Source organism: Thiogranum sp. (assembly GCF_058323355.1).
The window spans coordinates 40287-52679 of sequence record NZ_JBTTIO010000014.1 but is presented as its reverse complement, the minus strand read 5'-3'; the positions used below and the strand labels follow the sequence as shown (position 1 = coordinate 52679).

At 58.1% G+C, this 12393-nt stretch carries 12 protein-coding genes; 9 read left to right on the top strand and 3 right to left on the bottom strand.

All coding sequences use genetic code 11. From position 1 onward, the window contains the following. Window positions 1-167 precede the first annotated feature (167 nt). From ACW81B_RS02870 to ACW81B_RS02860, 3 genes are all read right to left on the bottom strand, one after another. Window positions 168-590, bottom strand: coding sequence for a hypothetical protein (locus ACW81B_RS02870; RefSeq protein ID WP_491578700.1), 423 nt, complete (start codon window positions 588-590; stop codon window positions 168-170). Window positions 591-601: 11 nt separating this feature from the next. Further along, a complete protein-coding gene (locus ACW81B_RS02865; protein WP_491578699.1) occupies window positions 602-1711 on the bottom strand; it encodes a porin in 1110 nt (369 codons plus the stop codon). 188 nt (window positions 1712-1899) lie between these two features. Then, window positions 1900-2097 (bottom strand): Alvin_2107 family globule sulfur oxidation protein, encoded by a 198-nt coding sequence (locus ACW81B_RS02860; protein ID WP_491578698.1) that lies wholly within the window; start codon window positions 2095-2097, stop codon window positions 1900-1902. A 243-nt stretch (window positions 2098-2340) separates the two neighbouring features. Between ACW81B_RS02860 and ACW81B_RS02855 the strand changes: the two genes are divergently transcribed. From ACW81B_RS02855 to ACW81B_RS02815, 9 genes are all read left to right on the top strand, one after another. Then, window positions 2341-2787 carry a tetratricopeptide repeat protein gene (locus ACW81B_RS02855; RefSeq protein ID WP_491578697.1) on the top strand — a complete coding sequence of 149 codons (447 nt, stop codon included), beginning with the start codon at window positions 2341-2343 and terminating at the stop codon, window positions 2785-2787. Then, window positions 2787-3926 carry a sulfur reduction protein DsrS gene (locus tag ACW81B_RS02850; protein WP_491578696.1) on the top strand — a complete coding sequence of 380 codons (1140 nt, stop codon included), beginning with the start codon at window positions 2787-2789 and terminating at the stop codon, window positions 3924-3926. Before ACW81B_RS02855 ends, ACW81B_RS02850 begins: the two co-directional genes overlap by 1 nt. Before the next feature lie 139 nt (window positions 3927-4065). Continuing rightward, window positions 4066-4341 (top strand): glutaredoxin 3, encoded by a 276-nt coding sequence (gene grxC, locus ACW81B_RS02845; RefSeq protein ID WP_491578695.1) that lies wholly within the window; start codon window positions 4066-4068, stop codon window positions 4339-4341. Window positions 4342-4353: 12 nt separating this feature from the next. Then, on the top strand, window positions 4354-5784 hold the full coding sequence (cysG, locus tag ACW81B_RS02840; RefSeq protein ID WP_491578694.1) for a siroheme synthase CysG: 1431 nt from the start codon (window positions 4354-4356) through the stop codon (window positions 5782-5784). Then, window positions 5784-6482, top strand: a complete 699-nt coding sequence (locus ACW81B_RS02835; RefSeq protein WP_491578693.1) for a thiopurine S-methyltransferase — start codon at window positions 5784-5786, stop codon at window positions 6480-6482. The genes cysG and ACW81B_RS02835 overlap by 1 nt, the downstream gene beginning before the upstream one ends. A 116-nt stretch (window positions 6483-6598) precedes the next feature. Continuing rightward, on the top strand, window positions 6599-8254 hold the full coding sequence (locus ACW81B_RS02830) for a VWA domain-containing protein (protein ID WP_491578692.1): 1656 nt from the start codon (window positions 6599-6601) through the stop codon (window positions 8252-8254). 2 nt (window positions 8255-8256) lie between these two features. After that, complete coding sequence (locus ACW81B_RS02825) at window positions 8257-9468, top strand: hypothetical protein (RefSeq protein ID WP_491578691.1); 1212 nt, start codon at window positions 8257-8259, stop codon at window positions 9466-9468. Between the two features lie 111 nt (window positions 9469-9579). Then, window positions 9580-11880 (top strand): penicillin-binding protein 1B, encoded by a 2301-nt coding sequence (mrcB, locus tag ACW81B_RS02820; RefSeq protein WP_491578690.1) that lies wholly within the window; start codon window positions 9580-9582, stop codon window positions 11878-11880. Continuing rightward, window positions 11868-12368 (top strand): tetratricopeptide repeat protein, encoded by a 501-nt coding sequence (locus ACW81B_RS02815; protein ID WP_491578689.1) that lies wholly within the window; start codon window positions 11868-11870, stop codon window positions 12366-12368. The genes mrcB and ACW81B_RS02815 overlap by 13 nt, the downstream gene beginning before the upstream one ends. The last annotated feature ends 25 nt before the right edge of the window (window positions 12369-12393 follow it).

The following is a 12393-nucleotide window of genomic DNA, read 5'->3' as shown; positions in this document are numbered from 1 at the left end:
CGGGAACACTATGAGCGCAGGGTCTATGTCGTTGTCGTGGAGCCGCAACTCCCGGATGCCCTGTATGAGCGCTGGCCAAGGATTTTCAGTGTCTGAGCCCATTGATCCATTGACCCTATTGATCACCATTGATCCGACCCCATTGATCCTTGATCTGTGCTTTCCGGTTACGGAATACGCAACAGCACCTTGACGCGATCATCCACCGCGTCAGCATCAATGTAGCCGATGTTCCCCGGGTCGCTGATGACGCGTTCGATGACAGCTTCATCATTTTCGACAATGCGTGGCGGGTGGCCCTTGCCGGAGAACATGCGTCGTGACCAGTATTTTGAAAGTCCGGTTTCCGACATGCCCAGAATACGGGTGGCGAATGCCTTGCGTTGATCCGAGCCGCTGCGTTGATCCAGCGGTTGCAGGGGGACTCCGTCAGGGAACCGGTCAGCCCGGTTCAGGTACAGGCGTTCCAGCTGTTCGGCGCTGATGCTGTCGATGTCGACGGACGGGGCAACGATCACAGCCAGCTCGGCCCAGGCGTTAAATGCCAGCAGGGCGACTGACAGGGGTAGCAGTTTGAAGAAGGTTTTCATGAATCGGTCCCCTAGAAGATTGCGTCAACAGCAAGGCTGTAGATGGTGATGTCATCGATGGGGCTGATGAGCAGGCCACGGGTGCCATCCTTCGGTTCGATGCGTTGCACTTCGAGCTTGAGCGCGGCACCGGTGCCCAGTTCATAGCGCAGTCCGGCTGTGATGGATTCCTGTTCCAGGGCGATACCGGGATCGCTGTTGCTGTTGTTGTCTTCCAGCTTTGCATAGGTGATGTGCGGGAGGAATCGATTGATCCGGTAACCCAGGGTCGCGTACCAGCCCTTCTGGCTGGGAAAGAATGCATTGGCCGCGCCATCGATTTCACGTTCGAAATATTCGCTGTAGACAATAACGTCATGCCAGTCGAGATTGCCGCCGACACTCCAGAACGTCACATCCTCGTTACTGGTAATACCAAAATCCTCCGCGCTGACCTGGGTGGTCAGGTAACCGCCACGCAGGGTGCCGGCCGGGCCGGTGAAGGCAATGTTGATACCGGCCATGTTTTTGGCATCGAAGTTGGCGTAGGTGACGGTGCCGGCAGGCAGGCTCAGGGCCGGCAGTGCTTCCTGGGGAACCAGCGCTTCCTCGTCGCTGGCGGTACCGAAATAGGGTTGTGCCAGCAGGTCGCCGTTACCGACGCGGACGCGCAGCAGCAGGTCCGCGCCCGTGATAGCGGTAATGGGGTTGCTGCTGTACACCTCTGTCGGTGGGCGAATCCACGGGTAGGCGTAGCCGACTTCGATGTATTCCGAAATCAGGAAGGTCGGGAACTTGATCTTGCCGCCACGGATATCGGCATTCTCCCCGAGGGCGTAGCTGACATAACCCCAGTCAAATGTCGCGTCGAAGGACTGACCCTGGTCGGATGCGCCGAGTAGTTGCGCAGTCACTGACATACGTTTGTTGATGTCGGCGGAAATCTGCACGCCAATGCGCGTATCTTCGTCGAAACCGATATCGTCGCTGATGTTCCCGTTCCGGGTGTCGACGTCATCATTGCTGCCCGCGGCGCCAACGGTAAAGAAACCGTTGAACTGGATATTTTCCACAGCGGGCAGGGTGCCGGCGTGAAGCAGCAGCAACCAGGCTGCCACGGTTCTCAGAAACCGTATCTTCATGGTGAATCCCTCTTGGCGTGTCGTATAAAAACAGTGTTGCGGCCACATACCGGGTGTGGCTTTAGTTATTTTTTGGGTCAGGTGAACAGAATAATACGGTGCCGTGGAGCGTTTGAGCCACTTATATGATTTATGCGGGCATAAAAAAACGGGCCAGAGGCCCGTTCTTTTACCTGAACCGGCTCAGCTTACTTGCCGACCCAGTTCGAGGCATTGTCCATGTTACGTGCCTTGCCGTCTTCATAACCGGCTTCATAGGCTTCCGTCAAACGCTGTTCTTCACGAGGCGGGTTGAGTACATAGCCACTCTGCCAGCCTTCAATGTAGTCGGCGTTCACACCGTCTTTTTCCATCTTGACAGTAAAATCGTAGTAGTTCTGATCCATTGTTGCGATCTCCTTCGACAAGGTTTCGAAATCTTTATACCTGGAGACCGGAAGTTTTGAACCGGTGTCCATCGGATGGCGCGCAAGTATACAGGTATATCAGGAATCCGCTATATATCCCCAGCGGGATAATACCTTAATATTATTATGGTCAATAATTCGTGGTATCAGAATAAATCCCGAGTAATTTGGTAAGGAAAGAGCAGATCGATATAATGCCTTCTTTTTTCGGAGATTCAGGCGATGAACGACGCAGTCAACAGTAACGAAGAGCAGGTGGATTTCGCCAGTGGCATGGCCGCGTTTGAAGCCAGGCACTTTTCCCGCGCGGCCCAGTTGCTGTCGCCGTTTGCCAATGACGGCAATCCTGAAGCGCAGCACCGTCTGGCTATCATGTACCAGAACGGTCTGGGTGTTGCCCAGCACGATACACTGGCGCTGCGCTGGATGAAGGCTGCCGCGGAAAACGGTTACGCGATTGCCCAGCACGGCCTGGGTTTCATGTACCTGGAAGGCGAGTGTGTCGACAAGGACCCGGCCAAAGCCGTTGAGTGGTTCCAGAAAGCGGCAGACCAGGGGCTGGTGGGTTCGCTGACCACACTGGCGATGATGTACGAGGAAGGTAACGGTGTTGAGCAGGACATCGACAAGGCCAACGAACTCTACCGGGCGGCCGGCTTCGAGCGTTGATGGAGCTGTCGGCTGAAGATGCGCTGCGGCTCAACGTACTGCTGGCCAACAGGCTGGAAGCGGTGCGCATCGATGAATCGCAGATGGTGGTCCATGCCCTGTCGCCGGAAGGCGAGGCGAGTGTGCGATTGAACCCGCAGGGCAGGGATGACCAGTACCTGAAAAAAGTACGCGAATTGCTGTCCAGCCAGGTGCTGGGTTCACCCGGTGGTTACCCGGTGTTCCTGCGCCGCTGGACGCGCATGGGCCAGGCGCGTGATGACAGCCTGGAGCAGTTGTTGTTGCTCGGGGAACCCGAGGCGGTGGTGGCCGTGGTACACGCCAATGGTCTGACGGATGAAATCGCCCGACGTGCCTGGTGGGCGATGCCGGTAGCGGATAATGCGCGACGCATGCTGGAGCACGAGTGCGTGGTAACAGGGAAGCTGGGGCCTGAGCTGGCGGAATTCCTGGTCGAGTACCTGCCGTTTGAAACCGAGCACAAGGCGATGATCGAAACCATTCGCCTGGTGTTGCAGCCGGGCCTGATTTCCGACCCGCTACGCGACAAGCTCTGGCGTTCCGCCAAACGCAAGCATTCCTACTACATTGGTTTTATGGATGCCTGTCCGGATAATTTGCCGCAACAGGTGCCACCGCGTAGTGACTGGCAGCAGGTCAGTGACACGCTGGCGCCACTGGTAGAGGCGGGGAATGCAGTGGCAAAACAGTTGTGCCGTTGCCTCAGTCCACAGGGCCAGAGTTTTCTGGTGACGGCAGAGGCGGCGATGTCCAAACCAACCAACCAGGATGTCGTGGTTGAATTCCTGAAGTCGATACAGGGTTATTTTTCCTCTGTGTGTCCCAGCACCGATACAACCGCTGACATGGAAACCATTATGAGTGACGCCGAAGCCCTGCTGGATGTGCCTGCCGTGTGCCCAACTACCACGGCGGTATACGAGGTACTGGAAAAACTGCCGGATTACCGTGCCGATGTGCGCGCCATGCTGGCGCTCGGCTGGGTGGGCGAAGCGCTGGTCAACCCGATTTTTTCACGCACCGATTCCATCGGTTCAGTGATGCGCAAGAAAATTGTCCCCGTCACCGGGCCGATACAGCAGCAGTTTCTGCAACTGCGTGGTAAGGTTAAATCATAGGGAGTCCCTGATGAATTCGTCATACCGGCAAAGGCCGGTATCCAGTGTTCCGGAATCCGGGGATTCCGGCATGCGCCGGAATGACGGAGGGTGACTGAATCAGGGGTTCCATGTTGAGTTACGAACAGGCAGGTCGTCTATGTCAGAAGTAGTCATGTATTGCACGCGTTTTTGTCCCTACTGCACCAGTGCCGAACGGCTTCTGGCCGGCAAGGGTGTCGAGATACATAAAATTCCGGTTGGCGGTGATCCGTCGTTGTGGGAAGAAATGGAACGGCTCACCGGCCGTAACACAGTTCCGCAAATCTTTATCGGGGATTATCATGTCGGCGGTTACGATGAGCTTGCCGCACTGGAACGGGATGGCGAGCTCGACCCGTTACTTGAACCTGTATTGAACGCCAGCCGAGCCTGAGGACAGACTGCATTGGACTTTTTCCCGATATTCATGGAACTTGGTGAGCGCGATTGTCTCGTGGTGGGCGGGGGCAAGGTTGCCGCGCGCAAGGCTGCACTGCTGGTGCGTGCCGGTGCGAAGGTCGAGGTGGTTGCGCCGCGGTTATGCGACGAGCTTGCCCGCCTCGCGGCGGAGGGTGAAATCACTCACAGCGCACGCGACTTCGACGACAGCGACATTGATAACAAGGCATTGATTATCGCGGCCACTGACCGGCAGGATGTGAACCGTCGTGTTTCGGAACTGGCGCACGAACGCCACCTGCCGGTCAACGTGGTCGATCAGCCGGAGTTGTGCAGTTTCATCATGCCGTCGATGATCGACCGTTCACCGGTGCAGATTGCCATTTCCACCGGTGGCAGCGCCCCGGTGCTGGCGCGCCTGTTGCGCGCACGCCTGGAAAGCTATGTGCCGGCGGCCTACGGTCGTCTGGCAAAACTGATGGACAGCTATCGCGACAAGGTCAAGGCGCGGTTTTCAGACGTTGAACAACGTCGCCGTTTCTGGGAAGAGCTGCTGGATGGTGAGATCGCCGAGCTGATGTTCACCGGCCAGGACCAGCGTGCGCGCGAGTACCTGGAGAATGCGCTCAATAACGCCGATGACGCGGCACAGGTGGTCGGCGAGGTTTACCTGATCGGCGCCGGTCCCGGTGATCCCGACCTGTTGACCTTTCGCGCCCTGCGGCTGATGCAGCTCGCAGACGTAGTGGTCTACGATCGCCTGGTCTCGACACAGATTCTGGACATGGTGCGCCGCGATGCGGAACGTATCTATGTCGGCAAGGAACGTGACAATCACACCCTCACCCAGGAAAACATCAACCAGCTGCTGGTGCGGCTGGCGAAAGAAGGTAAACGCGTCGTGCGTCTCAAGGGCGGCGACCCGTTTATTTTCGGACGCGGTGGCGAGGAAATTTCCACCCTGATGGAAAATGGTATCAGTTTCCAGGTGGTGCCGGGTATCACCGCGGCGTCCGGTTGTGCGACCTATTCGGGTATCCCGCTCACGCACCGCGACTATGCGCAGTCAGTGGTATTCGTCACCGGCCACCTGCAGGACGGCTCGGTGGACCTCAACTGGAAGGCGCTGGCGCACCCCAACCAGACCATTGTGTTTTACATGGGCCTGCACGGCGTTGGTGTGATGTCGGAGCAACTCATTAAACATGGCCTGCCGGCTTCAACCCCGGTAGGGCTGGTGCAGCAGGGTACCACCCAGAACCAGCGTGTGATCATCACCGACCTGGAAAACCTGGAACGTACCGTGAAGGACGAGGCACTCAAGCCGCCGACGATCATCATCGTTGGTCGCGTCGTTGAGTTGCACAAGACCCTGCACTGGTTCAACCCCTTGCCGGGTGCCGATCCAAGGCCGTTCGGCGGCACGCCGCACGTCTGATGGAGCCGGACTTCTGGCACCAGCGCTGGCGCGACAACCTGATCGGTTTTCACCTGCCCGGCGTCAATCCCCAGCTGGAAGCCTTCTGGTCGCACCTGTCGGTCGAGGCGGGCGACCCGGTTTTCGTTCCCCTGTGCGGCAAGAGTCTCGACATGTTGTGGCTGGCCGAGCGTCACCCGGTGACCGGTGTGGAGCTCAGCCCGATCGCGGTGGAGGCATTTTTCGAAGAGAACGACCTGCCATCCCGGCAGTCACAGGAGGGCCGCTTCAGTGTTTGTGAAAGTGACCGCATCCGCATTCTCTGTGGTGATTTTTTTGATTTACAACCCGAACAGCTTGCTCATATCAAGGCCGTCTATGATCGTGCTGCATTGATTGCCTTGCCGCCCGATATGCGCGGTCGGTACGTCCGTCATCTGGAAGCCGTATTGCCGCCGGGTGTCGAGATGCTGCTCATCACGCTCGATTATCCTCAGGAACAGATGGACGGGCCGCCATTCGCCGTGAGTGAAAGTGAGGTGCTGGACCTGTTTTCATCAGGCTGGTCGATCGAACACCTGCATGACGACGATGTGCTGGTCAGGGAAGAGCGCTTCCGTGAACGCGGTTTGACGCATCTGACAGAAAACGTTTTTCATCTACGACGCGGGCAGGGTTGGCTGGACACTTCCTCGTCCTGTTCTGGAATCATCGAGTAAGCGATTGAAACTCAATTAATTCTGTCCCTTGCCGTTACAGGGGCTGAGTTACGGGCCAATCCCGTGTCTCCACGGAAATAACGAGTTTTATCAACAGGATATAAGGATATGCAGGCATGAACAGGAGTTATACGGGTGGCGCCGGTCACGGCGCACGTGTTGCGTTTATCTCAACCGTTCTTCGCTGGTTCCTGCTGTGCTGCCTGGCGGCCAGCTGGTCCGTGCAGGCGGCTGCGGGCAAGGCCGGTGGTGTTGATGCGGTATTGTTGATCGACAGTTCCGGCAGTATGGCCAAGAACGATCCCGACAAGCTGCGCGTACCCGCCGCGAAAATGTTCATGTCACTGCTGGGCGAGGAAGACCGCATCGGCCTGATCAGTTTCAGTGACAACGGTTACCCGGTGTTGCACCTGACTGCACCCGGTCCCAAAACCAATGCACGTATTCTTGCCTCTGCCGATCGCGTGTCATCCAGAGGTGTGTACACCAACCTGTATGCTGCGCTGGCCAGGGGCCTGGCGATGCTGGAGAAGGAAGGCAGGAAAGGTCAGCAGCCCATGCTGGTGTTGATGTCGGATGGCAGAATGGATGTCGGCGACACAGATGAAGACTGGGCGCTGACACAGAAATTACAGGAAGAGCTGGTTGCAAAGGCAACGGCGCGTGGCGTCAAGGTGTATACCATCGCTTTCACCGAAGCGTCTGACGTAGACCTGCTGCGTGATATTGCCAATGAAACCGGCGCCCTGTTCAAGCTGGCGCGTAATGACAAGGATCTGCATGAAGTTTTCAGCGCCATTTTTGAAAGTGCCAAGGATCCTGACATGCTTCCCATCGAGGGCGGCGAGTTCAAGGTAGATGCGTCTATCGAGGAAGTGACTATTGTCGCATCCAAGGAACGTGAGGATGTGCGTATCTACCTGCAGGCGCCGGATGGCACAAAGCTGAGTTCCGATGACGCCAGCGACAAGCTGAAGTGGTTTCTGTCTCACCACTTCGACATGATCACGCTGAAGAACCCGCAACCAGGCACCTGGAAGCTGCTCTACACAGGCGGTAAAAACCGCGCCTACATCGTGACCAATATGAGCCTGAACCACAGCCCGCAGACGCCCAGCCTGCAGGTCAATGAGGACATGGTGCTGGAAACCTGGCTGGAGCAGGATGGCAAGTTGCTGGACAGGGAAGCGGTATTGACCAATACAAACTTCTATATGGAAATCCAGGTGCCGAGTGGTGAGACCGCGCGTTTCGAACTGAAAGACCAGGGACGTGAAGGCGACAGAAAAGCAGCAGACGGAAAATACTCGACCGTACTGGCGTATGAAAACCCCGGCTCCTACCGGATTAATCTGATTGCCGAGAGTGCAACCTTCAGCCGGCAGAAAACCGTTCATTTTGAAGTGCAGGCTCCACCAGTCGGGCTTTCGCCAGCACCAGAGCCTGTCGTGGAACTACCGGAACCTGTGACAGAACCCGAGCCTGTGCCTGAACCGGAGGCCGAGCCATTGCCTGAGGAACCTGTCACCGGAGAAGAGGAAACTGTTCCGGAAGATGAAGCTGTTGTTGAAGAAGAAACAGCCGGTGAAGCGACAGAGCCAGAGAAACCCGCGAAGAAAAAAATGAGTCTCGGCCTGGCTATCGGGATCTTTGCCGGTATCAACGTATTGCTGGGTGTGATCGGTTTCGGTGTCTGGTGGTTCCTGAAACGCCGCAACAAGGGCGCGAGTGATGAATCAGAAGATGACGAAGAGGACGAGGACAGCAAGTAACAATGGACGATATGCAGGTCGGATTATTTGCCTTCCTCGGCATTCTGGAGCTGGCCATGCTGGCAGTGGCCGCCAGTGTGGTGTTCCTGTTGCGCGGGAACCGGCTGTCACGCAGGATGCGTGTCCTGGAGAACAAGCTGAAGCAGCAGGATGAAGCGCCCGGACCGGTTGGTTTTGACCAGTACCTGCGCGATGAAATTATCCGCAACGAGGCATTGACGGAACAGGCTGCGGCCTCGGAAGACGAGTCGGAAAAGAAAGCCGCCGAGTTACTGAAATTTCGCAAGCGGTTCCTTGAAATCGAGCTTGAGGCGCATGCACTGGAGAGCAACCCCGTTGCCTTCCAGGACCGGATTGCCGCCGGCCTTTGCGAACTGATGGAAGTCATGCGACCGGAGGCTGAAACAGTTGACGCAGAAGTAGAGATACCCGCGGCTGTCGAGCTTGAAGAAGCCCCGGATGATGAGGATGAAGCGGAACCTGAACGCAAGATCATTGATACATCCGAAAATGAGATTAACCACCTTAAAGATGTTATCAATAATCAGCAGGATGCCATGGCAGCGTTGCGTGCACAGCTTGAGGAGCATGCCGAAGCCGAAGGCATGGATGCAGCCCTGAAGCAGCTGGAAGACTTCGAAAAGCAGGGTGCGGAACTCGAAAAGTGCCTGCTGGTACTGGAGAGTGAGAACGAACGTCTCAAGGCTGCGCAGAATCAGGGTGGTGAGGCGGAGGCGCGCATCGAGCCGGAGGACCCGGCCCAGTTGACCGGCTTGAAAAACATGGTGGGTGGACAACAGGAAACGATCGACAGCCTCAGGAAACTGATTGCCGAGCTGATGCCGGAGGCTGACAAGGTCGGTGAGCTGGGGGAAACACTGGATTGTATCCAGCGCACCAACCAGGAGTTGTCAGGTTGCGTGAGCGTACTGGAAGACGAGAACAACATGCTGCGCAGCGAACTGGAGATGATCGAGCGTCAGCTGGAAGAGCAGGCAGCGCAGCGTGGGGCGGAAGCCGCTGCGATAGAAGAAACGGCAGCCGGAGAATCCGCTGCTGCACCCAGCAGTGAACACATCAAGGAAATGGAAATCAAGGTTCAGGAGCTGGAAGCCCTGGTCGAATTCAAGGACGCTACCATTGAGGAACTGGAAAAGCAGTACAACGCGCTGGAAGTAAAGTACCGCGAAGCCACCGGCGAGCAGAGCGCCTGAGGACCGGGCTGCTCAATGCATCACCAGGCTGCATGAACCGGCCCTGTACAGGTATACTGTGGCTTCAGATCCCGGCATCGGGCCGGTTTCGTACTTCGACAGCCGTATTGCATGCCACCAAAAAAACGCAAAACCCCTCGCCGCGCCCGCAAGCGGCGTAAAAGCAAAGGTTTTCACTTCCCCTGGATCAAGCTTTCCCTGCTTTTGCTGGTGATTGTCGTGGGCTATATCGGCTGGCTGGACTTCCAGATCTATCGACAGTTCGAAGGCAAACGCTGGTCGCTGCCGGCGCGGGTTTATGCGCGGCCGCTGGAGTTGTATGCCGGGTTGTCGTTGCGGCCGGCGCAGTTCACCAGTGAACTGCGTGCACTTGGCTATCGCTTTGTCAGCCGTCCACGCCGTGCCGGTGAAGTGTCGCGTAATGGTAACCGCTATCAACTGATTACCCGGCCCTTCACCTTCTGGGATGGTCGTGAACGATCACAAACGTTGCGCGTGACATTTTCCGCACAACAGGTGACCCGTCTGCAGGATGACCGTAATGGCGCCGAACTGGTGCTGGCGCGGCTCGAACCCCTGGAGATCGGCAGTGTTCACACCGCGCGGCAGGAAGACCGTATCCTGGTGCAGCTCAGTGAAGTGCCGACCCCCCTTACCGAGGCGCTGATCGCCGTCGAGGACCGTGCCTTTTACCAGCACCACGGTGTTTCACCACGTGCGATTGCCCGGGCTTTCTGGGTGAATATCCGTTCCGGTGAAGTGGTACAGGGTGGCAGCACACTGACCCAGCAGCTGGTCAAGAATTTCTTTCTCACCAACCAGCGCAGCCTGTGGCGCAAGATCAATGAAGCCATCACGGCATTGTTACTGGAGCGTCGTTACAGCAAGGACGAGATCCTTGAGGCCTACCTGAATGAAGTCTATCTGGCGCAGGATGGACAGCGAGCCATCCACGGTTTCGGACTGGGCAGCCGGTTTCTGTTTCAACGCCCGCTGGATGAACTTACCACGGCGCAGATGGCGCTGCTGGTGGGCATGGTCAAGGGACCGTCCTATTACGACCCGCGCCGTCACCCGAAGCGCGCAAAGCAGCGCCGCGACCTGGTGTTGCGGGTGATGTACGAACAGGGTCTGATCGATCAGGCAACCTACCAGAGGTCACGCAATGAACCGCTGGGGCTGGTGCGTGCGGTAGCGGGTACCAGTAAACAGTTCCCGGCTTTTCTTGACCTGGTACGACGCCAGTTGCGGCGTGATTACCGTGAGGAAGACCTGGTCAGTGAAGGGCTGAAGATCTTCACGACACTGGATCCGCAGGTGCAGTGGGCTTTGCAGAAAAGTCTTGACCAGCGCATCAGGCCGCTGCTCGAAAAGCACGCGGAAATGCAGGGCGCGGGCCTGGTGACGCATGCGGCCAATGGCGAGGTGCTGGCACTGGCGGGTGGCCGGCGGGCCGGTTTCTCCGGGTTTAACCGTGCGCTGGATGCGAAGCGTCACGTGGGTTCACTGATCAAGCCGGCCGTGTATCTTACTGCACTTGCGCAGCCGCAGCGCTACAGTCTCGCCACGCTGCTCGACGACGGGCCGCTGGAGTACGAGCAGACCGATGGCATCTGGAGCCCCAATAATTACGACCACAAGTTCCATGACCAGGTCATGCTCTACCAGGCGCTGGCGCATTCCTACAATGTTGCAACCGCGCGACTGGGTCTCGAGCTGGGTGTGAAAACGGTGATCCGTACACTGCGCCGCCTGTCGGTATCCAGTCCGCTCAATCCTTACCCGTCGCTGTTTCTGGGTGCCACGGACCTCAGTCCACTGGACGTGACGCGCCTCTACCTGAACTTTGCCAGCGGTGGTTTTCGCGTGCCATTGCGCGCCATCCGTTCCATCCTCAACGCTGAAGGTGAAATATTGCAACGCTACGAGTTGCAGGTGTCGCGGGTAATCGATCCACAACCGGCCTTCCTGATTGATCAGGCGCTGCAGGCTGTCGTAAGGGAAGGGACTGCGCGTGCACTCAATCGACGCTTTTCGGACAAACTGGGGCTGGCCGGCAAGACCGGCACCACCAATGACCTGCGCGACAGCTGGTATGCCGGTTACGACGGCTCGCAACTGGCCGTGATCTGGATGGGCCGGGACGACAACCAGCCCATGGGGCTGACCGGCGCCAGTGGCGCCATGCAGGTGTGGTCCGGCCTGTATGCGCAGACCGGTGCCGTGCGCAACCAGCCAGCTGTGCCGGACGGTATCGTCTGGCACGGCGTGGACCGTGACACGGGCGGGCTGGCCGACACGGGTTGCGCGGATACCGTACAATTGCCCTTTGTCGAAACCGGCGTGTTGCCGCCGCCCGCACCCTGTGCCGGCCGGGCTGCGCCGCAGTGGATACCGGAATGGTTGCAATAAGACGTACGTTTTTCCTTTTGACCCTGTTACTGGGTGCCTGCAGTACCCGGCCGCCGAGCCAGATGCCGCCGGTGGTCGACAGTGGTGCGCCATCCACCGAAGCGCGGTTACCCGGTGAAATGCCGGCCCCGGTCATCGAGGCACAGCCGGAGAACCGCGCCAGTCGTGGTGCAGTGGTTGCGTTGCTGGACCGTGCCGAACATTACCGTCGACTTGGCGATAGCGGCGCGGCTTCCGCGACACTGGAACGCGCCCTGCGCATCGATCCGCGCAATGCCCGTCTGTGGCACCAGCTGGCCGCAGTACGCCTGGAACAGGGCAGGCCGGCCCAGGCCGAGCAGCTGGCGCTGAAATCCAATGCACTGTCTGCCGGAGACCGGGCCTTACAGGCGCGTAACTGGGCGCTGGTGGCCCGCGCCCGCTGGGCACAGGACGATCCTGCCGGTGCGCGTCAGGCCGAGCGCAAGGCCGCGGAAACACGTCACTGAGCAGGGTTCCGTGTACAATCGCCAC

Bases quoted from the DNA above. Each gene is read 5' to 3' on its own strand.
- ACW81B_RS02870 (WP_491578700.1), bottom strand. From the start codon at position 590: ATGAAAACCTTCTTCAAACTGCTACCCCTGTCAGTCGCCCTGCTGGCA.
- ACW81B_RS02865 (WP_491578699.1), bottom strand. From the start codon at position 1,711: ATGAAGATACGGTTTCTGAGAACCGTGGCAGCCTGGTTGCTGCTGCTT.
- ACW81B_RS02860 (WP_491578698.1), bottom strand. From the start codon at position 2,097: ATGGATCAGAACTACTACGATTTTACTGTCAAGATGGAAAAAGACGGT.
- ACW81B_RS02855 (WP_491578697.1), top strand. From the start codon at position 2,341: ATGAACGACGCAGTCAACAGTAACGAAGAGCAGGTGGATTTCGCCAGT.
- ACW81B_RS02850 (WP_491578696.1), top strand. From the start codon at position 2,787: ATGGAGCTGTCGGCTGAAGATGCGCTGCGGCTCAACGTACTGCTGGCC.
- grxC (WP_491578695.1), top strand. From the start codon at position 4,066: ATGTCAGAAGTAGTCATGTATTGCACGCGTTTTTGTCCCTACTGCACC.
- ACW81B_RS02835 (WP_491578693.1), top strand. From the start codon at position 5,784: ATGGAGCCGGACTTCTGGCACCAGCGCTGGCGCGACAACCTGATCGGT.
- ACW81B_RS02830 (WP_491578692.1), top strand. From the start codon at position 6,599: ATGAACAGGAGTTATACGGGTGGCGCCGGTCACGGCGCACGTGTTGCG.
- ACW81B_RS02825 (WP_491578691.1), top strand. From the start codon at position 8,257: ATGGACGATATGCAGGTCGGATTATTTGCCTTCCTCGGCATTCTGGAG.
- mrcB (WP_491578690.1), top strand. From the start codon at position 9,580: ATGCCACCAAAAAAACGCAAAACCCCTCGCCGCGCCCGCAAGCGGCGT.
- ACW81B_RS02815 (WP_491578689.1), top strand. From the start codon at position 11,868: ATGGTTGCAATAAGACGTACGTTTTTCCTTTTGACCCTGTTACTGGGT.